Annotated in this window: 22 protein-coding genes; 12 read left to right on the top strand and 10 right to left on the bottom strand. The window is 32.0% G+C overall.

Translation table 11 applies throughout. The features are described 5' to 3' along the window. The 4 genes from EKL97_RS14570 to EKL97_RS14555 all read right to left on the bottom strand — a co-directional run bounded on the left by EKL97_RS14570 (position 1) and on the right by EKL97_RS14555 (position 5,655). The gene (locus tag EKL97_RS14570; RefSeq protein ID WP_126569191.1) at positions 1-3,396 is read right to left on the bottom strand and encodes a polysaccharide deacetylase family protein; all 3,396 of its coding nucleotides are present in this window, start codon (positions 3,394-3,396) and stop codon (positions 1-3) included. A 136-nt stretch (positions 3,397-3,532) separates the two neighbouring features. Next, positions 3,533-3,724: a hypothetical protein gene (locus EKL97_RS14565; protein WP_126562554.1), complete on the bottom strand. Its 192-nt coding sequence runs from the start codon at positions 3,722-3,724 to the stop codon at positions 3,533-3,535. Positions 3,725-3,971: 247 nt separating this feature from the next. After that, complete coding sequence (locus tag EKL97_RS14560) at positions 3,972-4,865, bottom strand: hybrid sensor histidine kinase/response regulator (RefSeq protein ID WP_126569190.1); 894 nt, start codon at positions 4,863-4,865, stop codon at positions 3,972-3,974. A 10-nt stretch (positions 4,866-4,875) separates the two neighbouring features. Continuing rightward, positions 4,876-5,655, bottom strand: coding sequence for a polysaccharide deacetylase family protein (locus tag EKL97_RS14555; RefSeq protein ID WP_126569189.1), 780 nt, complete (start codon positions 5,653-5,655; stop codon positions 4,876-4,878). A 598-nt stretch (positions 5,656-6,253) separates the two neighbouring features. Between EKL97_RS14555 and EKL97_RS14550 the strand changes: the two genes are divergently transcribed. From EKL97_RS14550 to EKL97_RS14510, 9 genes are all read left to right on the top strand, one after another. Next, positions 6,254-6,631, top strand: coding sequence for a metal-sensing transcriptional repressor (locus EKL97_RS14550; protein WP_126569188.1), 378 nt, complete (start codon positions 6,254-6,256; stop codon positions 6,629-6,631). Positions 6,632-6,650: 19 nt separating this feature from the next. Continuing rightward, complete coding sequence (locus EKL97_RS14545; protein WP_126569187.1) at positions 6,651-7,331, top strand: response regulator transcription factor; 681 nt, start codon at positions 6,651-6,653, stop codon at positions 7,329-7,331. A gap of 176 nt (positions 7,332-7,507) precedes the next feature. Next, positions 7,508-8,614, top strand: a complete 1,107-nt coding sequence (locus EKL97_RS14540) for a sensor histidine kinase (protein WP_158614940.1) — start codon at positions 7,508-7,510, stop codon at positions 8,612-8,614. Between the two features lie 15 nt (positions 8,615-8,629). Continuing rightward, the gene (locus EKL97_RS14535) at positions 8,630-9,775 is read left to right on the top strand and encodes a serine hydrolase domain-containing protein (protein WP_126569185.1); all 1,146 of its coding nucleotides are present in this window, start codon (positions 8,630-8,632) and stop codon (positions 9,773-9,775) included. Between the two features lie 125 nt (positions 9,776-9,900). Further along, positions 9,901-10,317 (top strand): PepSY-like domain-containing protein, encoded by a 417-nt coding sequence (locus EKL97_RS14530; protein ID WP_126562561.1) that lies wholly within the window; start codon positions 9,901-9,903, stop codon positions 10,315-10,317. A 151-nt stretch (positions 10,318-10,468) separates the two neighbouring features. Beyond that, entirely contained in the window at positions 10,469-11,491 is a 1,023-nt protein-coding gene (locus tag EKL97_RS14525) for a YncE family protein (protein ID WP_126569184.1), read from the top strand. 28 nt (positions 11,492-11,519) lie between these two features. Then, the gene (locus EKL97_RS14520) at positions 11,520-12,755 is read left to right on the top strand and encodes a TolC family protein (protein WP_126569183.1); all 1,236 of its coding nucleotides are present in this window, start codon (positions 11,520-11,522) and stop codon (positions 12,753-12,755) included. Continuing rightward, positions 12,724-13,677, top strand: a complete 954-nt coding sequence (locus tag EKL97_RS14515; RefSeq protein WP_126569182.1) for an efflux RND transporter periplasmic adaptor subunit — start codon at positions 12,724-12,726, stop codon at positions 13,675-13,677. Before EKL97_RS14520 ends, EKL97_RS14515 begins: the two co-directional genes overlap by 32 nt. Position 13,678: 1 nt before the next feature. Then, positions 13,679-16,729, top strand: coding sequence for an efflux RND transporter permease subunit (locus EKL97_RS14510; RefSeq protein WP_126569181.1), 3,051 nt, complete (start codon positions 13,679-13,681; stop codon positions 16,727-16,729). Between the two features lie 411 nt (positions 16,730-17,140). Here EKL97_RS14510 and EKL97_RS15935 read toward each other — a convergent pair whose 3' ends face one another. From EKL97_RS15935 to EKL97_RS14480, 6 genes are all read right to left on the bottom strand, one after another. Continuing rightward, complete coding sequence (locus tag EKL97_RS15935) at positions 17,141-17,236, bottom strand: transposase (RefSeq protein WP_233588605.1); 96 nt, start codon at positions 17,234-17,236, stop codon at positions 17,141-17,143. A gap of 142 nt (positions 17,237-17,378) precedes the next feature. Then, complete coding sequence (locus EKL97_RS14500; protein WP_126569180.1) at positions 17,379-18,635, bottom strand: site-specific integrase; 1,257 nt, start codon at positions 18,633-18,635, stop codon at positions 17,379-17,381. Positions 18,636-19,661: 1,026 nt separating this feature from the next. Next, on the bottom strand, positions 19,662-20,330 hold the full coding sequence (locus tag EKL97_RS14495) for an FAD-binding oxidoreductase (RefSeq protein WP_126569179.1): 669 nt from the start codon (positions 20,328-20,330) through the stop codon (positions 19,662-19,664). A 37-nt stretch (positions 20,331-20,367) separates the two neighbouring features. Continuing rightward, positions 20,368-20,589 carry a hypothetical protein gene (locus EKL97_RS14490; RefSeq protein ID WP_126455375.1) on the bottom strand — a complete coding sequence of 74 codons (222 nt, stop codon included), beginning with the start codon at positions 20,587-20,589 and terminating at the stop codon, positions 20,368-20,370. A gap of 10 nt (positions 20,590-20,599) precedes the next feature. Continuing rightward, positions 20,600-21,352, bottom strand: coding sequence for a PRC-barrel domain-containing protein (locus tag EKL97_RS14485; RefSeq protein ID WP_158614939.1), 753 nt, complete (start codon positions 21,350-21,352; stop codon positions 20,600-20,602). Positions 21,353-21,669: 317 nt separating this feature from the next. Next, entirely contained in the window at positions 21,670-22,167 is a 498-nt protein-coding gene (locus EKL97_RS14480; RefSeq protein ID WP_233584107.1) for a hypothetical protein, read from the bottom strand. 1,775 nt (positions 22,168-23,942) lie between these two features. On the opposite strand from EKL97_RS14480, the gene EKL97_RS14470 reads away from it, so the two are divergent. From EKL97_RS14470 to EKL97_RS14460, 3 genes are read left to right on the top strand one after another with little or no spacing between them, the layout of a single operon-like run. Beyond that, positions 23,943-24,698 carry a hypothetical protein gene (locus tag EKL97_RS14470; RefSeq protein ID WP_126569177.1) on the top strand — a complete coding sequence of 252 codons (756 nt, stop codon included), beginning with the start codon at positions 23,943-23,945 and terminating at the stop codon, positions 24,696-24,698. A gap of 1 nt (position 24,699) precedes the next feature. After that, on the top strand, positions 24,700-25,137 hold the full coding sequence (locus tag EKL97_RS14465) for a DUF5675 family protein (protein ID WP_126569176.1): 438 nt from the start codon (positions 24,700-24,702) through the stop codon (positions 25,135-25,137). Positions 25,138-25,144: 7 nt separating this feature from the next. Further along, the gene (locus tag EKL97_RS14460; protein WP_126569175.1) at positions 25,145-25,423 is read left to right on the top strand and encodes a hypothetical protein; all 279 of its coding nucleotides are present in this window, start codon (positions 25,145-25,147) and stop codon (positions 25,421-25,423) included. The last annotated feature ends 148 nt before the right edge of the window (positions 25,424-25,571 follow it).

The raw sequence follows: 25,571 nt of genomic DNA, 5'->3' as shown, positions 1-25,571 counted from the left end.
TTATTGAATAGTTTTTACATTTCCAGTTCGTTTCAAAACGCCCCAACCTTGGCTTTCGCCTTTGATTGCTTTTTTGATTGCTTTGAACAAAATCACATACATTATTTGTCTGTACACAAATCGTTGCGGTATAAGCCAAAAGAGTTTGCTTAATTTTTCTTTCTCAAATACAAAGGCTACAATGCTAACCAATACATCTACAAACATAAAAACGATGTAATAAATACCTATTTTATGTAAACTATCAGGATTATTATGATTCCAAATTAAACTTACAATTAAAACCAAATCAGCTAATGGTGCAAAAATGGGTAAGATGATTTGAAAAATAAAAATATTAGGCAAAGCCACCATTCCTAAACCTTTATATTTTGGGTTGAAACAAGCATCTTTGTTTTTAAAAAAGGCTTGCATAACTCCATAACTCCAACGAAAACGCTGTTTCATAAATTCGTTCAAAGTTTCTGGAGCTTCGGTAATAGCAACAGCTTCTACGCAATTTACAACTTTATAACCATTTCGCAAAATACGAATAGTCAAATCACAATCCTCTGCCAAAGTATCTGTTGTAAAACCACCAGCTTTAGAAATTGCTTCTTTTTTGAACGCTCCAATTGCACCAGGCACTACGGTAATTCCGTTGATTAAATCGAATGCTCGACGGTCAAAATTTTGTGCCGTTGTGTATTCAATACTTTGCCATTTGGTAAGCATATTGTTATCATTACCCACTTTTACATTACCAGCAACAGCACCAATTTCCTGATCATTTTTTGTTTCAATAGTAAAACATTTCATCAATTGCGATAGCGCATCGGTTTTTAGTTGCGTATCGGCATCGATGCAAACAACATACTCATTTTGGGTTAGATTGATTCCGTAATTTAATGCAGATGCTTTGCCTCCATTAGGTTTGGTATTTACACTCACTTTTGGATTCTGACCAAAAGTCTCCAATATCATTTGATAGGTTTTATCTTTGGAACCGTCATCTATAAAAACAATATCAAAATTAGGATAATCTTGCAAAAGCAAATTATCAATGGTTTTTACGGCATTAATTTCTTCGTTATAAGCAGGTACAATTATACTCACTTTCGGAAATGGATTGGTGTTTTGTAAATTATAAGTTGGCGGATGTTTGTGGTCTTTATATTTTTTAATAAAAGCCATTATAAACATCCAGAGAATTCTAGCTAATCCTAAAATAATAGCCACCCAAAAAGTTGCGGCAATAAAATGACCAAACCAATAGCCAAAATCAAAGATGAAATTATCAACACTCAAAAAGTTTTCGTGGGCTTTAGGCATCAAGTCGTTTTTGGTTTTGCCAAGCAAATGAGCAACAGTCGTAAACTGTATTCCTTTGCTTTTAAAATATTTTATAATTCGTGGTAAAGCTTCTACGGTTGCTTGACGATTTCCGCCTGCATCGTGCAAAAGTATAATCCCTTTTTCGGGATTGGCTTCATATTGTGCTACCGTTCGGGCATAAATACTATCGGCTTTTGCTCCTTTTTCCCAATCGTTGGGATCGATGCTTTCGCCAACGGTGTAATAATTTTGTTCTTTGCTTAACGCAATTGGTTTTAGTTCGTCTTCGCCAGTTGGTTCAGAATCGGCATTGTATGGTGCTCTAAATAATACGGTGCTTCGTCCAGTAACCGCTTCTATTAATAATCGAGTGCTTTCCATTTCGGCAGAAGCTCTTTCTAAACTTACTGTGGCAATATTTGGATGTGTAAAGGTGTGATTGCCTATTTCGTGACCTTCATTATAAATACGTTGCAGTAGCGGTATATTATTTTCTCCTTGTAAACCAACCACAAAGAAAGTCGCAGGAACTTTTTCTTTTTTTAATATATCTAAAATTTGAGGAGTATAGGTTGGATCTGGTCCGTCATCAAAAGTAAGAATGACTTGATTTTTTACATTTCCATATTTTTTTATAACATATTTTGTGGGCAATTGAATGTATTTTTGCTCCGAAATAATGTTTCCATTTTTATCAATATCGAGGTTTATTTTGCCAGGTTCTGGATTAGTTATCACATTCAAAATTTCGCCATCGCCAATATAGTCGGGTGTTGCGAAGCCAAAATTTACATTTTCTAATGTTTTATAATCAAAAGGTTTCTTTTGCAAACTAGCATCAGTTAAACTACGATTATAGAAACGCCATAAACGATCATCTTCGCTTCCTAAACGCCATAAGGCAGTTCCTGCAGTTCCGTATTCGTCAGCAAAGCGAATCGTGTTAAAATTGGTAGCAGCATCGGTAAAATTTACAATATGTTTGTTGCCATTACTGTCAGTATAAGCGTAGTTGTTGTTATAACTATCTTTGTCAAAATCTATTTTTGCTTTATACAATTTTGCGTTAGATAAGGCTTCTTGATAGGTAACCGTTTTACCCTCTTTTCCTTGTTGCCAATCGTAACCATAACCTGCAAAACATAGAATTATTTTGCTTTCAGGAATTTCTTTAGCAGTTTCATCAAGCACACTTTCAATCCATTTCTGCCCGCTAATATTACCAGGAACACTACCTGTATAATGCTCATCATAAGCCATTAAGAACATATAATCATTATACTTGGCTAATTCTTTCACATTAAAATCCTCGTTGCTCGCCATAATATCTTGTGATACAATTAAACCCATTGGATGTAACTTTTTGTATAATTCTTTTTGGAAAGCTATAATAGGTTCATCACCATTTTCTTTAAATTCTTCAAAATCGATGTTGATTCCTTGAAACTTATTTTTTTTTAAAGTTGTTGCAATATCATTTATTAATCGGGCTTTTTTTGTTGGATTATTAATAATTCTATGAATCATATCGCCATCAAAACCATCATCGGGTTTGGCATCGTTGATGTTATTGATGAGTGGTACAATCCGAATATTATTTCTACGCATTACTTTGAGAGCAGCTGTATCAATTTCGGTGCGCAACAAATCGGTTTTTGGGTCAATAAAAAACCATTCTGGCACCACCATATTGAGTTTTTTGATGTTTTTTTGTAATGAAAACAAACTTTGAGGATCCCAATCGACGTAAAAAGCGGCTCTAACTTGGTCTTTATGATTTATTTCTGAACTATTTTTTAGGTTTTCATTTTTTTCTTTCATTTTTATAAAAGCATCAAAACCTTTGTATTTTTTTAATTCTTGCTTGTCTAATGCAACTGGAGTAGTTGGATTTGAAAGCACTGTAACATTGTTATATACGTTCGTCAATAAGGGTAATGTTGGTTTTAATCCTCTATTAAGAGTAATAATAAAAATAGGAATTAATAGCATTATTCCAAAAATCAAGATTCGAGTTGACCATTGGAAAGTTCTCCATCTTGCTTTGGTTATTGTTTGAAATATTTGTTTGTTATTGCTCATAATTTTTGTATCAAGCCTAATTTAAAACTTTTATCAAATTTAAAAATAAAAGCCATTCAATTTTTAGTTTGAACAGCTTTCATCATCATCAATCATCAACCTCTGATAATTTACTAAAACCATTGTCTAGTAATTACTATTTTTTTGATGGTTCTATCTTTTTATTTTCTACTTTTTTTGTTTCTGGTTTTATAACTCCTTTTTTTTCTTTTTTGTGTTTACCCATTTTTACTTCTTTTGCAGGAGCAGTTTTTGCAGGAGCAGTTTGAGCGTTTACCATAGCTGTAGTTCCTAGAACCATCAATGTTAACATCATTACTTTTTTCATAATTTCTAAAATTTTAAATTGTTATTATTGTTATAAATGTTATAATTATAGGTCAAATGTATAACCGCTAAATGAAGAGAAAATGAAGATTTAACAAATGATAAAACTTTAACTTTTTATTAATTTTTTAAGAAATCGGGAAGATTAACGTAAACGTTGTTCCTTAGTTTATAGTCGATGTTACTTGAATTTTTATGTGATGCAACTTGGCAATACTTTCCACAATAGCAAGTCCAATGCCTTGTTCTTATTGGTAAAAATGAATGCGAGTAAATCTATTAAAAATTTGAGAAGCCTGCTCGTTATTCATTCCTAATCCTGTGTCAGTAATTGTTAAAGCATATTTTCCTGCTATAAACTCATCATTTATTAAAATATTCCCATAACGATTATTGTATTTTATGGCATTGGTAAACAAATTGCTAAATAAGATTTTAATAAGTGTTTGGTTTCCTGTAAAATAAACTTGATGTCTAATATTCTTTGTGATTACTAAATTTTTTTCTTGTATTCTATCTTCAAGATTTCCTGTTAATTTCGCAATAATTGTATTAAAATTTAGCATTTCATTAATTTGATATTGCTTATTATCTATCCTTGAAATTAAAAGTAAATTGCTAATTACTTTTTTCATTGAATCTAAAGTATTCAAGGAATCCGAAATTTTATCAACAGCGGTATCATTCAACGATTGATTTTGAATTATGTTTTCAAATCGGTTTTTTATAACCGCAATAGGTGTTAATAATTCGTGTGAAACATTGCCAATAAATTGTTTTTCTTTTAGGAACAATTCCTTAATTCTTATAATCATTTGGTTCAGAGCGGTATATAAATCTTTAAATTCTGATGTTGAATTATCTATAGGAATTCCGTTTATTTTAACATCGAGTTCGCCACGAGCAGTAACTACAATTACTGCCATTTTGGATTGGTTTTTTCTAACTGATTTTAAAACATCTAAACCGCTTCCGTCGGGCAAACCCAAATCAAGTAGCATAATGTAGTAATCATTACTATTGACTTCATCAAGAGCATCTTCGCAAGTGTTTGCAAAATTGCAAACATAACCCGAATTAGAAAGAAATTCTTTTAACTCGATGGCTAGTTCATTACTGTCTTCTACTATTAGTATGTTCATAATATTTTTATTAATTGATAATTTCTAAATTATCCAAGTCAGACAATCGGTAAAATGCCATATCATTAAGCTTCATATATTTACAAATGAATTCTAATGTTTCAATTTTAGTTTGATAATTTGCAGTCAAATTTTTAACTGGTTTATGGCTACATAAAATTAGTATTTTATTATTTTTCTTGGCATAATCTAATAATTCTAAAACATAAGGAATGCTAAAATGGATGTGATTATTGTCAATATCGAAAGCATACATAAATTTAGAATCTCTAAAATAAGACCCTTCTTTTTCAGGAGCTACAGCACAAAAATCCCTACCTCTTATTACTTTAAATTTAGGTGATAATGCTTTATCAAGTTGATCCGATCGTTCTCCGTAGGGATAAGCAAACGACGAAACATTAAAACCTTTTTGCTTCATTGAAACCATCATTGGGTCTATTTCTTGCTTTATATATCGGTCTATTCCATTTTGAGCAACAAACTTTACCGCATTGTAATGATGATAACCGTGACCTGCAATTTCGTGACCTTCTTTTTGTAATTCAAGCAATTTTTCTATTTGAGGTTTCCCAATAGAATCTATCCTACAAACACAAAAAGTAGCTTTCCAATCGTATTTTTGTAATGCTTTATCGGCATTATACCATTCATCAACATAAGCATCATCAAATGAGATAACTACTCCTGATTTATATTGTTTTGGCTCTATCTTTTTAACTTTATTTACACACGAAAACAAAGTTAAGAATGATAATACAAGTGTTATTTTGGGTAAAAATAGTTTCATAAATTACTTTGTTTATTAAAAATAGAATCGTCAGTTCAAATTTAAATCTTTTTTTGTTTTTTATAAAGTAAAAAAGTCAGCAAAACAATTTGCTAACTTTCTAACCAACCAATCTAACACTATAACTAATCTAATCTTCTTGTATAATTTCTAAAAACGCTTCATTGTGGTCAAAAAACAGTATCATAAAATTTTCCGTCACGAACAATGAAAGCTGTGTTGAACGAAAGCGAAAATGGTTTAAAAAGAAAAATAATTATAGTTTAAATCACATATATTTATTAATAAAATAAAGGAAAAACGAAGGTTTTTAGACGAACTGAGGTAGTAGGCAATTTTACTGAACGAGACAAATTCAAAACGATTTAACAACAATAAAATGATTATCAATAATAAAATTTATGAATCAGTATTTACTCTTTTATTCTTATGTACATCATTAAGTTTCTTATATGGACAATCTTGCTTGTTGCCAAAATAAAGGCGTGAGTAAAGAAGAATTAGCAGCAGCAGCCGGTATTGGTAAAGCCATTTAATTTATTAACCATACAATACAACTTCTAATTTTGGGAGTTGTATTGTATTTAAGTGAATCATTATGTTACCAAAAGATTTAACAAAAGACCTTAAAGACCGTTTAAGCAGTATAAAAGGTCAAGTTGAAGGAGTAATAAAAATGCTAGATAAGAGTGATGACCCTGCTCAAATATTAAATCAATTTAAAGCAGTCAACAAAGGGTTTGAAAAAGCTCAACACCTGCTATTGGACGAAGTGTTCAGAAAAGCATTGGCAATGAAGATTGCCGAGGCATTAGATACTTGCCCAGGGAATTGTGGACAAGAAGAAAAAATCGCAATTATTAGAAATCAATTTCCTGATTTAGAACTTTATGAATTAACAGACAAGATGAAGGAAATGAATCTTATCGAAGATTTCTTACTTAAAATTAAAAAACAGAATTTGAATAGATTTTAGCTTTATTTTTACATAACCTATGAAAATACTACTAATAGAAGACGAACCAGAATTACAAAAAAGCATTGAACAATATCTTGAAATGGAAGGGAATATTGTTGAGGTTTCCCCTGATTTCCATCATGCGCAACAGAAAATTGCGATTTACGATTATGATTGTATTTTGATAGATATTACTTTGCCAAACGGCACTGGTTTAGATTTACTCAAAGAAATTAAACTAAAAAAATCTAAAGCGGGCATTATAATAATTTCTGCAAAAAATTCTCTTGATGATAAAGTAAATGGTTTAGATCTTGGAGCAGATGATTATCTGCCAAAGCCCTTTCATTTGTCGGAACTTAATTCACGAATTAAAGCTTTAATTAGAAGAAAAAGTTTTGATGGAAATGTAGAAATTAGTATCAACGAAATAAAAATTTTGCCTAACGAAAGGCGCGTTTTAGTTCATAATCAAGATGTAATTTTGACGTCAAAAGAATATGATTTATTGCTTTATTTCATATCTAATAAAAATAGAGTAGTGAGTAAAAGTGCGCTGGCAGAACATCTTTGGGGTGATAATTCGGATAGATTAGATAACTTCGATTTTATATATAATCACGTGAAAAATTTGCGTAAAAAATTATTAGAAAAAAAATGTGAAGATTATTTGACAACAATTTACGGCATAGGGTACAATTTTAAAACTCAAGAATGAAACTATTAGCTAAAACAAGCTTGTATTATTTGATTTTTAGTATCCCGATATTAATCCTATCAGGATACATTTGTTTTCATATCATTACTAGAGAGGTTAGGCAAAGTAATAACGAACTCTTGGTAAATCGCAAGGAACTAATTGAGAATTATTTAAAGGAAAATGACACGATTTCTTTGAGAATAATCACTAAAAGCAGTGAAGCTACAATTAAAAAAATAGCGAAAACAAATGCTAAAGAAATTTCTATACCTATTTTTTCGGACACTTTAATTTATGATAAAAAAGAAAATGAACTGGCAGAAAATAGATTGCTTTCTTCTGTTTTTGAAGTTGGAAATACTAATTATTCCATTAAAATATGGAGAAGCACATTGGAGTATAACGAATTGTTTAGAGGTATTTTTACTTCGTTAGTTATTTTATTGATTTTGCTTTTTGTGACTTATTTAATTATAAATTTTTGGATTTCAAAAACAGTATGGAAACCCTTTTATCAAACAGTATCCAATTTAAAGAAATTTCGTGCTAGTGATAATGTAATTCCACGTTTAGCAAGTACATCGGTAACTGAATTTGATGAATTGAATCTTTCTTTAAACGTTATGATGCAAAAAATGATAGTTGATTTTAATAGCCAAAAAAAATTCACTGAAAATGCTTCACATGAAATTCAAACGCCATTAGCTGTTATAAAATCTAAGATTGATTTACTTATTCAATCTGAAAATTTGAAAGAGAATGAAATGAAATTAATAGTAGCAATTGATTATGCTTGCTCTAAAATAATTCGATTGAACAAAATATTTCTATTACTTACCAAAATTGAAAACAGACAATTTAATACCACAGAAAAAGTATCTTTTGAAAATACAGTTGATAACTCCTTAGTCTTTTTTGAAGAGCATATTCAAGCCAATAAAATTGAGATAATAAAAAATATTGAAAACGATTTTTGTGTTTTGATGAATGCTGATTTGTGTTTAGTATTGGTTAATAATTTATTACAAAATGCAATTAGGCATAATATTAATAGTGGAAATATTGAAATTTTTATAGAGAAAAATAAAATTACAATCTCAAATTTGGGGGTTAATAACCCAATTGATAATCAGTTATTTGAACGCTTTCATAAGAACTCTACTTCCCAAGAATCACTAGGCCTTGGATTATCTATCGTAAAAGAAATTGTGGAGGTAAGCGGATTGGTGTTTTATTATAAATTTACTAATGGTAAACATTGTTTTATTTTGACAAAAGACAATATTAATGAATTAAAATAAAAAAGAGTTAGCGTAATGAAATCAAAAAAGCTTTTTAAATATTTTTTTCTTGTTGTTTTACTTAGCACGTTAAGTTCTTGTGACGTATTGCGATCCTTGCGATATGGAGGGATTCCTAGTCAAAGTGATTATAAACATTTTCCGCAACGAGTAGTAAATAATGAAGGTCCCGTTTATAATTTCTATAAATCCAACAAAGAATATCAGTTAGGAACAAAAATAGGAGTAATCAATCGGGATTTTAATTCGACAAATGTAAGCTTGGATAGTTTTGCAACTTTGCATAAAACGCTAACATTTTTAATTATTCGAAATGATACAATCGTTTACGAAAGATACAATAATGGATATACATCAAATTCATTTGTTTCTTCTTTCTCCATGGCTAAACCATTTGTTTCTACATTAATAGGAATAGCAATAGATGAAGGGAAAATAAAAAGCGAGAACGATTATATTATTAATTATTTACCTGAATTTAAAGATAAAGTAGGTTGGGAGAAAATCACAATAAAAAATTTGTTACAACATACATCAGGAATACGGTTTACGGATCGAGAATTAAATCCTGCATCTGATAATGCAGCGTTTTACTGGGGTGATAATTTAAGAGAGAGAATGCTCAATTTAAATCTTGAATGTCCACCTAACACTAAATTTAGATATAGCAGTGCGAATACATTGCTTTTAGGATATATTATTGAGAAAGTGACCGGAGGCACTATTTCTAAATATTTGGAAAATAAAATTTGGAAACCATTGGGAATGGAAGCACCGGCGTCATGGAGTTTAGATCGAAAAGATGATAAAGCAATTGAAAAATCTTTTTGTTGTTTACAAGCACGAGCGATTGACTTTGCTAAATTAGGCAGACTTTATCTGAATGGAGGAAACTGGATTGGAAATCAAATTGTATCCAAAAAATGGATTGAATATTCGACACATTCTGATCCGTCCGGAAATAACAAACACTTTTACAATAATAATTGGGGAATAGGACCTTTGAAATATGGCAGTTATTTTGCTGTTGGTTTGTTTGGTCAATATCTGTATGTGTACCCTGAAAAGAATATTATTATAGTCCGTTTTGGAGACACAGAAACGTCCAATCACCCTAATTATTGGCAGGAAGTTTTTTTGCAAATAATTGACCAGATGTAGTTTTAGTTAATTGATATTTTAAATTAACATTATGATTTACAAAATATTAGCATAGAATTAAAATAGAATTGTGTTTAATATTTGTAGTGTAAAATTATTTGAAATTAACTTTTAAATCAAAAAAAATGAAAAAATTATTAATTATGTCGATTGTTTTTATATGCAGTTGTGCATTTGCGGGAACTCCACCGGATGTAGTAAAAAAAGCCTTCGTTAAAAAATTTCCTACTGCAACAAAGGTTAGTTGGGGAGTTGAAGGGCCAAAAGAATGGGAAGCAGAATTCACATTAGAAGGAAGTAGGATTTCTGCTAATTTTTCAGAAGATGGAACCTGGCTGGAAACGGAAGGAGAAATTAAAGCAATCAATTTACCAAAAGCGGTTTTAGCCGCTGTAAAATCGAAATATAGCGATTGGAAAATTGCAGAAGCGGACAAAACAGAAAGTTCGAAACATGGCACTATCTATGAAGTGGATTTAAAAAAAGGGATGAAGAGTAAAAGCCTCGCTTTTAAAGAAAATGGGATGCCGATAAAAGAGTAATTTTTGCTTTTTTTAATAAACTTATACCATAAAGAGTTGGGTGTTACATCCAACTCTTTTTAATTATGTAAAGAGTTGTGGTTTCCATAGAATTAAAATAGAATTACAGCTGAAATTTGTTTCATAAAATTAACTTTAAAAGTTCTTTCAAATGAAAAAAATACTACTATTATTTATCATTATTGCTTCTATTTCTAATAGTTACAGCCAAACCTATAAATTATCCAAAAAGATCAGCACTTCTGGCAATGATGGATGGGATTATCTCGCTGTTGATGATGTGGCCCAACATTTATTTGTTTCACACGGAAATATGGTCAATGTGATTGATTTAAAATCAGATAAAACTATAGCAACTATTCGAGATACAAAAGGAGTTCACGGCATTGCAGTTGCAAATGATTTAAACAAAGCATTTATCAGTAACGGAAAAGACAATTCTATTACAGTAGTCCATTTGAAAACATTTGAATTACTTGAAAAAGTAAAAATTACAGGAATTAAACCAGATGCCATTTTATACGATCAATTTTCTCGAAAAGTGTTTGTTTACAATGCAGAAAGTAATGATGCTACAGTTATTGATGCCAATACAAATAAAGTAGTGAAAACAATTCCATTGGGCGGAAAACCAGAGTTTTCAGTAAGCAATACTAAAGGGTTAATTTATGTGAATATTGAAGATAAAAACGAAATAAAAACGATAAACGCTTCGACATTAAAAGTTACAAATACCTGGAGTATTGCTCCCGGAGATGAACCATCAGGATTGGCAATAGATTTAGTTACGAACCGATTATTTTCTGTTTGCGGTAATAATTTGATGATTGTTGTTAATGCTACAAATGGAAAAATAATAAAGACTTTACCAATTGGTGATGGTTGCGATGGCGTTGCTTTTGATGCCAAAAAGAATCTTATTTTTACATCCAATGGCGAGGGAACGATTACCGTTATAAAAGAGCGTAACGCAAATACTTTTTCAGTTATTGAAACTGTAAAGACTCAAAAAGGGGCCAGAACTATTGCACTAAACAAAACTACAAATCAACTGTATTTGCCTACGGCAGATTTTGATGTAAAACCAGAGCTAACAGTAGAAAACACAAAACTACGAGCAGGAATAGTACCTAATTCGTTCGTTATTCTAGTTGTTGAGCCAATTTCTAAATAGTGTCATTCTTTTTATCTAAATTTATCCAATGAAATGGAAGCTTTTACTATTAATTTTTATATGTTTTAAATCTTTTTCGCAAGAAAAAGATTTGAATTACTTTATTACTAAAGCACAAAATAATTCTCCTTTACTTAAAGATTACAGCAACCAAATAAAATCCGCGACACTGGATAGTTTATTGAATCGATCAGTTTATAGACCACAAGTTACCGGAAATCTTAATGCTAATTATGCTCCTATAATTAATGGTTTTGGTTATGATTTGGCTTTAAGTAACGGGCAATCTGTTGCGGGTTTAATAGGTGTTAACCAAAAAATAATTGGAAAAAACAGAATCAATTCGCAATCAGCTTCTTTTCAATTAATAAAAGAAGCTTTGGTTTTGAATCAAAAAATTACTTTAAAAGATTTAAATAAAACCATTGTTACGCAATACATTTCGGCTTCGGCAAGTTCAGAACAAATTGGTTTCAACCAGAAAATTGCAACTCTTTTAAAACAGGAAATAAGCATCCTGAAAAAATTAACCCAAAATGCCATTTACAAACAAACAGATTATTTAATTTTTATCGCAACTGTAAAGCAACAAGATTTAGTATTGTTACAATTAAAACAACAATATCAAAATGATTTGGCTTTGTTGAATTACCTTTCTGGAGAAACCGATACTACTTTTGTCTATTTAAAAAAGCCTGAAATCATCTTGAAAAGTATTCAACCTTCGGATAAAATAGTTTTTTTGAAGCAATTTGAAGTAGATAGTCTCAAACTTCAAAATCAAAATAAATTTATTGATTACAATTATAAACCGTCTTTATCTCTATTAGGTGATGCCGGTTATAATTCTAGTTTTGCCTACCAGGCTTATAAAAATTTTGGATTTAGTTTGGGTTTAGGACTGTCAATTCCTATTTATGATGGAAACCAACGTACTTTGCAGCATCAAAAAAATGATGTAGCATTAGCTACTAATTTAGCCTATAAAAACAATTTCAATAAACAATACAAACAACAATTATTGATGTTAAATTTGAAACTGAAACAATCAGCAGCTGTAGAAAATCAGTTGCAATTGCAGCTTCTTATTGCTGAGGCATTAATTGAAGCGAATAAAAAATTATTGCTTACCGGAGATGCACAAATTACAGAATATAGTATTGCTGTTGGCAATTTTATAACAATCAGAAATGCCATTTCCCAAAATATCAGCACCAAACTCCAAATCATAAATGAAATTAATTATTGGAGTTTTAATGACTAATTCTATGAAGAAACCAATTCTATTTTTTATCCTGATAGCGCTTTTTTTTATTTCCTGTAAAAATAGCAACGAATCAGAAAAAGCAATTGACGCGAGTGTGCCTGTGACTTTAACGAGCATTGATACCAATTCAGTTGAAAGCTATATTGATTTGAATGCTACAGCCGCTTATTTAGTCAAAAATGTTATAAAAGCAAATGCTACGGGGTATTTAAATTCAGTTAATGTGGCTTCCAATGATTATGTTTCTAACGGGGCGGTATTATTTTCAATAAAAACCCGTGAGGCAAAAGTGTTAGGGAATACGATTAATAAAATTGACCCCAGTTTAAACTTTGGCGGAGCCATAAAAGTTAGAGCCAATACAAATGGCTTTGTAACTTCAGTAAATGTGCAACAAGGTGATTATGTTCAGGATGGGGATGCTTTAGTGACGATTAATGATACCAATAGTTTTGCTATCGTTTTGAGTTTGCCTTATGAGTTCAAAAAATATGTTTCAATCAGTGAAGAACTAACGGTAATATTACCCGACAGTTCTTTGGTAAAAGCGAAAGTTCAAAAATACATGCCCACTGTCGATGCCACTTCGCAAACGCAAAGTGTGATTCTAAAAGTAATTGGCAAACATGATATTCCAGAGAATTTAATAGTAAAAGTCAGAATTAATAAAAGTTCAAATTCAAAAACTGTTTCGTTGCCAAAAGCAGCTGTTTTAAGTAATGAAACGGAAACGGATTTTTGGATTATGAAAATGATTAATAACAATACAGCCATAAAAATCCCAATTAAAAAAGGAGTAGAAACTCAAGATAAAGTAGAGATTCTGTCGCCAATTTTAACTCCTGAAGATAAAATTTTACTTTCAGGAAATTATGGTGTTGCAGATACGATTAAGGTAAAAGTGATAAAAGCGGATTGAAATGAACAACTTTTTTGTCAAACATAAAAACGGACTGAGTACCATAATCTTTCTAATTATTCTGGGAGGCTTTTTTGCTTATTCTAAAATGCAAATCAGTTTGTTTCCAGAGATTACTTTTCCAAAAATAAAAATTATCGCTGATGCTGGCCAACAGCCTATCGATAAAATGATGATTACGGTAACGAAACCTTTGGAAAATGCGATTAAAAAAGTGCAGGATTTAAAAACGGTCAGAAGTACAACGAGTAGAGGAAGTTGTGAGATTTCGGCATTCATGGATTGGAAATCGGATATCGATTTGAGCAAAACCAGAATAGAGCAGCAAATCAATCAAATAAAAAATAATCTTCCGCCTGATACACAAATTTCAATCGAGAAAATGAATCCTTCGATTCTTCCGGTAATTGGATATGCTATAGAAGGAAAAGGACTCTCCGCTATTGAACTCAAAAAAATAGCCAATTATACCATAAAACCATTCCTTTCTCAAATTGATGGTGTTTCTGAGATTAGGATTATTGGCGGAAAAGAAAAAGAATATTGGTTGTCACTTGATTTTACTAAAATGACAGCATTAGGAATTACACCTGATGCTATCACACAAGTATTAAGTCAAACTAATTTTATTAAATCCAATGGGTATTTATCGGATTATCGCTATTTATATCTCACGATTACAGATGCTCAGGTTGATAAAAAGGAGGAACTGGAAAATCTGGTTATTCGTAATAACGGAAAAGGAATTGTAACCTTAAAAGATATTGCTTTGGTGGAAATTAGGGAAGCTAAAGAATACATAAAAGTTAATGCCAATGGTAAAGAAAGTATTCTTATAGCAGTTCTCAAGCAACCCAATTCAAATTTGATTACGCTATCAGAGGCGATGCATGATAAACTGGAATCATTAAAAAAAATCCTTCCTAAAAACATAATAATAACGCCATTTTATGAGCAGGCCAGTTTTGTAAATGATGCTGTAAAAAGTGTAACGGATAGTTTGTTAATAGGACTTTTGTTGTCCATAATTGTTGCTGTTTTATTTTTGAAATCGGTGAAAGCCAGTGCCACTATTTTGATTGTTATTCCCGTTACTTTAGGACTCACACTAATTGTTTTGTATTTAACCGGACAAACATTCAATATTATGACTTTAGGGGCTATTGCAGCCGCTTTAGGATTAATTATTGACGATGCGATTGTAGTTGTAGAACAAATTCACAGAACGCACGAAGAACATCCTGATGAGCCTACTGTTTCGCTTTTGCAAAAAGCGATTCACTATTTATTCCCTGCAATGGTAGGTTCCTCCATAAGTACAATTGTGATTTTTATTCCTTTTGTTTTAATGAGCGGTGTTGCGGGTTCGTATTTTAAAGTGTTAACGGATACGATGATAATCACTTTAGTCTGTTCCTTTTTTGTGACTTGGCTGTTACTTCCGGTAGTTTATTTATTACTTTCTAAAAAAGAAAATTATTCGGAAACGAAAAAAGCAATTGAAATCCATGACGTAAAAACTCAGACTTGGGTAGCTTATTTTATTGGAAAGCCCATAATTAGTATTTCATTTTGTATTGTACTGGTGCTTTCTATTTTTATTATTCTTCCCAATTTAGAAACCGGTTTTTTACCGGAAATGGATGAAGGGAGTATCATTTTGGATTATGAAAGCCCGCCAGGAACTTCACTTGAAGAGACTGATAGAATGCTCAAAGAAGTGGAAAAAATAATTATAAAAATTCCTGAAGTAGAAGCGTACAGTCGCCGCACAGGAACACAAATGGGATTTTTTATAACGGAACCCAATCGCGGGGATTATTTGATTCAATTAAAAAAGGACAGAAGTAAAACTAGCAATGCTATTATTGATGAAATTAGACAAAAAGTTGAAGCGACTCAACCCGCTTTGCGCATTGATTTTGGTCAGGTAATTGGGGATATGTTGGGCGATTTAATGAGCTCTGTTTCACCAATTGAAGTGAAGATATTTGGCAGTAATCAAGCAGAATTACAAAAAATAGCCAAAAAAGTAAATGTAATAGTCGAAAAAGTAAAAGGTACAGCTGATGTATTTGATGGTATTATTTTGGCCGGACCATCCATAAATATTGTGCCCAATTATAGTCAGTTAGCACAATATGGAATCACTCCAGCCGACTTGCAATTTCAGTTACAAACTGCGCTTGAAGGGAATGTTATTGGAAATTTATTAGACAATGAACGCATAATTCCCATTCGATTAATCTATAAAAATTCAGAAAAAAGAAGTTTAGAAGATATCAAAAAATTGCAGTTATTTTTACCAAATGGTCAATCGATTCCTATTTCGAGTTTAGTTGCTATTTCAGCTCAAAAAGGAGTAGCTGAAATAGAACGTGAAAATCTCCAAATGATAAGTGTTGTAACTGGAAGATTGGATAATAGAGATTTAGGGAGTGTGATGAAGGATATTCAAACACAAGTTAAAAACAATATTCATTTACCAAGTGGCTATTATATTGAATACGCAGGTGCTTATAAAGAGCAACAGCAATCTTTCAAGGAGTTATTAATGATATTAATCGCTTCATCTTTATTAGTTTTTGGTGTTATTTTATTTCTATTTAGAGATTTTAGAGTAGCATTGGTAATTTTAATAATTTCTGTTTTGGGAATTGCAGGAAGTTATATTTTGCTTTTTATAACAGGAACGCCATTAAACGTGGGGAGTTACACAGGAATTATTATGATCGTAGGAATAATAAGTGAGAATGCTATTTTTACTTTTTTACAATTCAGAGAAACTTTTAAATTGACCCGGAATGTAAATGAATCAATAATTTATTCCATTTCCACTCGTTTGCGCCCTAAATTAATGACCGCGCTTGGAGCAATCATAGCCTTATTTCCACTAGCAATAGGAATTGGAACGGGTTCAGAATTGCATCAGCCACTTGCGATTGCTGTGATTGGAGGATTTATTATTGCAATGCCTTTACTTTTGATTGTATTGCCTACTTTATTGTGTTTAGTTTTCAAGAATGAAAAACATTTTACTCACTTTAATTGATTTAATTTTTTGTTTAGATTATTCATTTTTAAATAAATATAAATCATATTTTAAATAAAATATCATTGTTGTCCGATAAAAAAATTCGGAAGTTCATTTTTTCTATATATTTAGGCACTTAACGAGGTTTTGGCTTGGCTTGTTTTTCTTCACTATGTTGAGAATTCAATAAATTGAAAAATATTTTTTTTAGTTTCATTTATCAAATTATCCATTCGCCAAATAATGATCAAATAGTCCTAATTGTCCATCGTTTTCTATGTCTAATTCCCAGTCGTTTTTTGGGACTTTCTAAAAATTTAGTCAGATGAATATAGTTGAACAAATGAATTCTGCAAAAACTAACTAAATTAGAGAAAGACCATTGTCTCTTCAAACTTTTCTTTAAAACTTCTATCAAAAGATTTACTATCAGCACGCAATAAATTTGAATAATAATTCGATTTGCCATCTTATTTTATAAAGTACAGCTATCGTGTCTGCTCTAAACTCAAATAGATTGCTGATAAACTCAAAGGTTCTTTTATTTTCTCTGTCATAGTATTATATTTTTCTTAATTTTAATTTGCTTTTCGCACTTCCTTTATCAACTTCAATAACTTCATCCGTCAGTTCTCTATCAATATATTGCACAAATAGTTACAGATGTTTAATTGGAGTTTACTTTCACTATTTCATTTGTGGGACTTTTTGCGAGATTGAATTTGTTTCTTAAAATCATCATGTCCTCGCTCACTTTTTTATCTAATATTTTAGCATAGTGCTGTGTGGTTCTTATATTTTTATGTCCTAACATTTTACTCACACTTTCTATAGGAACACCATTTGTGAGTGTTACAGTCGTCGCAAAAGTATGACGAGCAATATGGAAGGTTAATTCTTTTTCAATTTCACAAACGCCGGCTATCTCTTTTAAATAGGCATTCATTTTTTGATTGCTCAAAATAGGAAGTAGTTTGTTTTGATTATTGCATTCCGGATGGTGCTCATATTTATCAATAATCATTTGTGTTATTGGAAGAATTGGAATTTTTGAAGCCGATTCGGTTTTCTGACGGTGGGTGAATATCCATTTCTCTCCGTCGATTCCGAGGCTTATATGCGACTTTGTTAGGTTTTTGACATCAATGTAGGCTAAGCCTGTAAAACAGCTGAAAAGGAAGATATCGCGCACTAGCGATAATCGTTCTGTTTTGAAATCTTTGTTGAGTATATTTTGGATTTCGTCTTCAGATAGATAGACTCTTTCTACTTCTTTGACTTTTGACTTGTAGTTGGCAAACGGATTTCTTTCTATCCAATGGTTAGCTATGCAAATCTTGATTATTTTGTTGAAGTTCTTGATGTATTTTACGGCAGTGTTATTGGCGCAATTACGAACGCTTCTCAAGTAGAATTCATATTCGGTAATAAACGCATGATCTATTTTGTTAATGTCTATATCTGATACTTTGTATTTCCATTCCAGAAACTCTACCGTATGCTTCAAAGAAGTGTTGTAGCGCTCTAATGTTCCTGGTGCATATTCTTTACCAACCAATTCTTTGATTTTGTTGTTGTGATCATTGAAAATGGGGATAAGCATTCTTTGGTTATCTTGGAGATCAAAAATTTCATTCTTTAGATTTTCAGAAGATATAATGATATCCTTTTTGTATAATTTTTTTTCAGCTTCTAAAACTTTAGATTTTAAATATTCAAGGTGACTGTTTATTGAACGAGTCTCTTCATTGTTTCCCTTAACTTTAGATCCTTCATTTGACCATTTCTCAGGATTAACAAATTTGTTGCTGCTAAATTCAAATCGTTTAGATTGTACTGTGACACGAACGTAAATAGGGCAGATACCATCATTATTGACTTTTGATCGCTTTATATAAAAGAGAACGGATACGGCTGTGTTCATGGTTGGTGACCTTTTAGTTATTATTAAATTTAAACTTTGTAATACTTCCAAACAAGATGTTCAAATAGTGAAAAGGTATTTGGACAAATGTTGAACTGGTAACTTTTGAGATAGGTGTCACTTAAAAAAATAGATTTTCAGTGACACCTCAAAAGACACCTAAGTTTTGAGATTTAATGAATAATTTGATTTACCGCAAATGAAAAAACCCCCCTAAATCATAAGATTTAGAGGGGTTTGCTTCGTTTTGTATTTCTACTGGCGGAGAAAGAGGGATTTGTCTCTCTCTCCTTATGTCAGTGTTTACGATGTCTCGCAAACTATTTTAAAACAAGGGTCTCGATTTTACTCCTACGATTTATAGGTAAAAAATCATGTAATCTTATCGCTGTAAAGATAGTGATAATTAAAGGTTTATCAAAGTAAAAAAGGTCTTTCATTGTTTAAAGTTTGAACTAGTTGAGTACTATTATTGAACTGGAAACGGTTCAAAATTTAGTCGCCTAAAACATAAATTCGATCCAATTATTAAAGATTCAACTTGTTTAATTTTTAGGCTCATAAATTAGCAAAATTCTTCAATAGACACAAACTCATCTTCTAGTTTGTTTGACTTAATTATCATTTTTTGCAGTAGTATTATGCTTTGACGATAACTCTTTCCTGTTATGCGTTGTATGTCTTTCGGGTAGATACACAATCTCTTGTTATTTGTTCACATACTCTATCTATGGCTTTGATTAGGCTATTAATTATCTTTTTGATTTGATCACAAAGTAGGACTAAAAATCATCATCAAAACTGTCCAATTTGAACCGGAATAGGGTGTTCAGTTTGCCCCGGAATATCCAGTGGGAGACGAAATATGTTTTTAGTTATTATCGTTTTTATGTTTCTTTTCATAATTTATTGCTATCGGATGCGTTTGTATCATGCACAATATAAATTTAAAAGATTTTTTTTATAATTCTAAATTCGAGAAAAAAGCAATCAAATCGTTAAAGCAGTTTTAACAAATCTCACCGATTATTTCTCAAAAACTACTGTATCAGTTTTCGCTCCTAATTGTGTGAGTGCTTCTGAAATGGCCGTTACAAATTGTGGTGGACCACAAACATAGAAATGCTGTTTAAAGTTGTCTATTTTTTCTTTTAGAAAAGTATAATCAATCCTACCATTTTCGTACCCCTCTTTTTTTTCATCAGTGAGCGTGTTGATGAAATTCTTGCCGAGCATTTCATTAAATTCTTTTTTTAGAATTATATCTTTTTCGGTTTTATTGGTAAAAATTAGTTTGTTGTTTGCAATTTTGTCATCCGCCTGTAACTGCCGCAGAATTGCAATGAATGGTGTAACACCTGCACCACCAGCAATGAATACTCCTTCGCCTTTATATTCAATTGCGCCCCAAACATCACGGATGATAAGTTCGTCACCGAGCTTTAATTTTCCTAATTCTTTTGTAACTCCGTTGTGGTTATCATAAATTTTGATTGTAAATTCAAGGTGCCTATTATCATTTAAACTTGTAAAAGTAAAAGGTCGCTTTTCATGTTTAAGAGTAGGAGTATTTACGGACACTTCTGTTGCCTGTCCAGGTATGAATTTGAAACCTTCTGGCTTTTGGATTGTAAATCGCTTTACATCATGCGTTACTGGTTCCACTGAAATTATTTTTACAATATGATTTCCCATGGCGTTTGTTTATTAGGGGTTAATAGTATAAGTATACTCAAGAATTAGGTCTTCCTTTCAATCGAATATCTATTCTTTTTTTCTTAATGGTTAACCGCTTCATTATATCCATCAAGGTTGCTTCTTTTGTCTTCTTATAAATTTTGTTGATTGCTAATACAAGTCGTTTTGCTTCTCTTGAAGCTGTCACTCTATCACTATTAGACATATGACTCATTTTGGCTTTTTCAAATACTTCTGCTTGTTGTAAAATTTCCATAATTATTATTTTATTTTTCGTAATAGTCATTGAGTGAATGCTCATATGAATCATTTATCGATTGCGACGAATCATATTCGGGACTGTTTTTTACTTCTTCCTTTGAGTGATTAATAGTAACTATCTGCTCCTGCCATTTTACATCTTTAATCCAACGTGGAGAAATAATCACTTTTTTCCCCGAAAACCAGTTGCCGGTTTCCACAATAAGAAAATGGATTTTCCAGCTTACATCGTCAATTATAAAATCTTCTACTTTGCCTATGTTTCCGTCCGTCGTATGAATATCATATCCTGTAACTTCCTGTGTGCTGCGTAGATGCGGGTTTTCATTAGCTTGCTTTTCCGTTTTTCTTTGTATCATTTCCTTTTCTGTTTCTCTTACTTCAACTAACGGATATCCCCACATGCCTAGCCCCATGTGTCCATACATTCCGTTTCCGTAATAGCCTGGCCAAGAGTAGTATCCACGAATCAACTCTTCCTGTTGTTCTGAAACAGGTTTGTCTGTTTCAATATCGGGACTGTTTTTTATTTTTTCCTGCGTAAGATTTACAGATAGTTTTTTTGATTCGCAATCCAGTTTTTGAAATGCTTCAGGCGAAATCAAAACTTTTTTTTCGGAAAACCATCCTCCCGTTTTTACCACCACATACCGTATGGTTGAGGTCTGATCATCAAAAAAGAACTCTTCTACTTTTCCAATTTCACCATCAGTTCCTTTAATGGTGTAGCCTAATAAACTGTTTATACTTTGTTCCATTTTATATTGCTTTAATTGTTTCATCGTTGTGATTCATTCAGTTATTATTCTTTTACCTACAAATTTAAAAAGCAGTCATTTTTTCGTTTTTTATATATAAATACTTTTATAAAACTACTATTAACTAAATGAGGAAACTGATTTACAAACAATTTAATGTGTTCAATCAAAACCGTGAGGATAATCTAGTATTTTACAAACAGCTCTTTGATAAATCCTTTGTTGTCATTTTTAGGTAGGTATATAGTCTTCTTGATTTTCGTCATCAAAAATTGTTTTGTCTGTGGTGAACTGAATTTTCATAATTGTTTTATATATTATTCTTTGTTTTCGTCTAAATCATTATGGTTGTCTCCGCCGGTACTGTAATAATTGTTTTCTTCGTCTTCGCTTCCCACATTTTCTTGTTGGTCGTCTAGCTCTGAACCTGGAACATCTAAATCAGCACCCGTTTTCACATATTTAAAGTCCTTTTCGTTTGGTGTTTTCTTTTTTGTAATATCTTCTGGATTCAAATCCTTTTCTTCCTTTAATTGTTGATAAATATCTTCAGAAGGCGGGTAGATTTGTAAGTCTGCGTATTCAAGTGTTTTAGCAATTTCTTTGATCTCCGTTTCACTATGTGTTTTTGCATATTTATCCAGAAGATCTTTTAAAGAATTATAATACTCTTCAAGGCTTTTGATAGTTACTTCCTCACTCTCCGAATTGTTCTCGGGCATTTCAATAATAAATTTTGATAGCTCTGGATATTCTTGGTTAATTGTATTAGTTATCTTTATGATGCTTTGTTCTAATTGCATTTTAGTTTTCATTTTTTTTCTTTTATGGTTATACTCATTTGAGTTACGTAAATTTAGAATGTTTTACAACTCTACTTTACTTCAAGTAAGCGGTCGTTAAATTTTTTTACTTGCTGTAAACAATGGTTCTTTACCATATTTGTAAATTTACAAAACTCTACATAGAGAATGTTATACAATTATTTTTAATATTATATAATTAGCAGTCTGTGATATCCTTTTTGAGTCAGCTTGGGCTACTTTGTAGTTTTTGCAGAAAGAAAGAATTCCAAATTGGTATGATTGTCGTTTTGCACGCTTGGGACCAAGATTTGATCCTATATAGGTGCATTGTATTTTACATGGTTGCAGCGTATCTGTCTGCAAGGAAGTGACAAGAGGCAATTGGACAAACTGATTCCCGCCAATATAAAACCCCGCCTTAAATATAAATTTGGAATCATATAATATACTATAAACGGGGTGGTACTGATTTGAGAGATCTTATTTTACCAATCACAGACATCTTGAAAGCCTACTCCTTAATAAAAATAGTACTTACTCTTGCGTTGTTATAATCTCAGCTAAGAAAGCCCTTACACTAGACCTTTTTAAATAGCTAGTAGGCAGTTTTACAACAATCTTAAGCTGGTACAAGTAGTTTCTCGCCCTAAAATTTGCTTTTTAAGTAGACAAATAAAAATATGAGAGATATAAAAGCAGTGATGTACTATGGTAGAAAGTCCCCCGTCAAATTATAGGGAAAAATCAAAAATGGTACTCGATTTTTCTTAAATGATCTTTAATTCTATTTAAAATTAGTGCTGTAGCAAAAAGAGACTAAAAGAAGATTTTACGATGTCTTACAGCAACGTTTTATATAATGTTTCTCCGTTGTCTTTTTTTGAATTTAGAGGCTAATATCAACTAATATGGGTTTATTGGTATTATTGATTGCTTTCTGCAGTTCTATAATAATTATGTAATCTAAATGTAGGCTAGAAGTAAAACAAAAAACAAAAAACTAACTCACTGATTAATAGATGTTATGGCTTCAATTCTGTAGAGAAAGAGGGAAAGTTCTATTTTGCTATGTGGTTGATATATAATATTTTATATCTGTTTTTTCATTCAAGTGCCACTTCAAATTTTGACAGTTTTTCAGCTGTGTTATTGACTGTAAATATACAAAAAACACTTCTAAGAATGGGTTGCAATTTGTCAAAACACGAACTAGTTCGCTATTTTTATTGAACTGCTAAAGATTAAATTTTGAATAGCTTAATTATAATTTCTATCCGATTATCAAAGGTTCAACTTGTTCAATTTTCAGACTCGTAAATTGGCAAAATTCCTCAATAGATACAAACTCATCCTCTAGTTTGTTTAACTTAATTCTCATTTTTTGAAGTAGTCTAATGCTTTGGCGATAACTCTTTCCGGTTATGCGTTGTATGTCCTTAGGGTAGATACATAGTCTCTTGTTTTTGGATCTCATACTCTATCTATAGCTTTGATTGGGCTTTGCCTAACTTGATACCTTTGTGGTTCAACTTCTGGCACTCCATAAAAATAGTAAATAATTCCTTTGGTTTAGAAGCGGAAATTTACTCCTGTCAATGGTGGTTGTGAATGGATATTTGGATCATTTTCTGCCATTTGTGTCAGAAAGTGACATATGGAATAGGAACCTCTTTTTTATCTCACTTAATAGCTTAAAATTTGTTTAGAAATCAATCGAAAGATGTTGCAACAGGATGATGATTGAGGGAATTTGAAACAATTATTAATTTAAAATTTTAGAAATTATGGCAAGGCAAAAAGGCATAATTAAGTTGAAGGGTACTATCGGGGATATTACTTTTTACAAAACCAAAGATGGGCATTTAGCACGTGAAAAAGGCGGCATTGATGCAAGCAGAATTGCGAGCGATCCTGCGTTCCAGAGAACGCGTGAGAATGGAGCCGAATTTGGAAGAGCTGGAAAGGCGGGTAAAACGTTACGAACTGCAATGCGAACTTTGCTCATTAATTCTGCTGATAGCAGAATGGTAAGCCGATTGACTCAATCTATGATTAAAGTCATTCAGGCGGACATGGTAAGTGAGCGTGGATTGCGAAATGTAATTGATGGTGAGGCAGAATTACTTGCCGGTTTCGAATTTAACATTAGAGGAAAGCTGGGCACTGCTTTATTTGCTCCTTTTGTGGGGACAATTGACCGTGCTACGGGTGATATTATGGTTGATTTGTTGCCGTTTGTTCCTGCGAACATGATTGCGGCTGCTAGTGGAACTACTCATTTCAAAATCATATCAGCAGGTGCGGAAATTGATTTTGAAGCAGAAACCTTTGTCGTTGCTACTTCGGAAACGGATATTCTACCTTGGGATTCGAATCAAACTGTTGCTATCAATCATGTCAATCCGGTTACTCCGGGCAGCACAAAACCATTGTTTTTGGCTTTAGGCCTTGAATTCTTTCAAGAGGTAAATGGTAGAATGTATCCGTTGAAAAATGGTTCCTATAATCCATTGGCATTGGTTCAGGTGAGCGGATTGTAGGATGGTCCTGGTGTTGACAAGGACTTATTTTCCCGAGGGAACGCAAGGGGTTTTAGAATGGAACGGCACAATAGTTTGTTATACCATCGAATTGCCCTGGTTGGGAAACCGAAAGCGTATTTCTTGCATTCCCGAGGGAGAATATATCTTACAGAAGCGATTTAGTCCCAAGTTCCAATGGCACTTGCATTTGAAAAATGTTCCGGGGAGAGATTTGATATTAATCCATCCCGCCAATGATGCTAAAACGGAATTATTGGGTTGTATCGCAACTGTAACACTGCACACAGGAATAGGGAAAGGAAGTTTTTCCCGAAAAGCGTTAGAAAAGCTGAAAGCTATAGTTAATGCGGCTTTGGCCAATAATGAAGAAGTAAAAATAAAAATCCAATCTAATCCTTCGACTCCGCTCAGGATGATAAGGCTTAAAAACAAATAAATAAATTATGAATATAGTTGAACGTGCAAAAGCACCTACCCCGAAGTTTTTCCGGGTTTTGAGAAGTATTGGATTGGCTTTATTGACCATCAGTGGCAGTATCATTGCAGCTCCGGTCGTTTTACCTGTAGCCGTTGTCAGTATTGCCGGATATGCAGCCCTCGCAGGAGGAGTCATTTCAATAATCAGCCAAATCACGGTTGATGATACAGCGAACCGAGAGCAGGCCATCATCAATCGGTTGAAAAAAGACAATCAATATTTACCGCGAGATGGAATCAAATAACACCTTGCAAATTGGAACTGCATCAGGAACTTTGCTGAGTATTGTGCCTAATATCCTTTCTGAAGATATTATAAAAACGATTATCTTAGCGGTAATTGGAGCTATTATTAGTTTCCTAATTTCGCTCCTTTTAAAAGGATTGACAAAA

Origin of the sequence: Flavobacterium sp. LS1P28, from assembly GCF_003970335.1 — a bacterium.
In the GTDB taxonomy this organism is placed as follows: Bacteria; Bacteroidota; Bacteroidia; order Flavobacteriales; family Flavobacteriaceae; genus Flavobacterium.
This window is presented reverse-complemented; position numbering and strand designations above follow the sequence as displayed.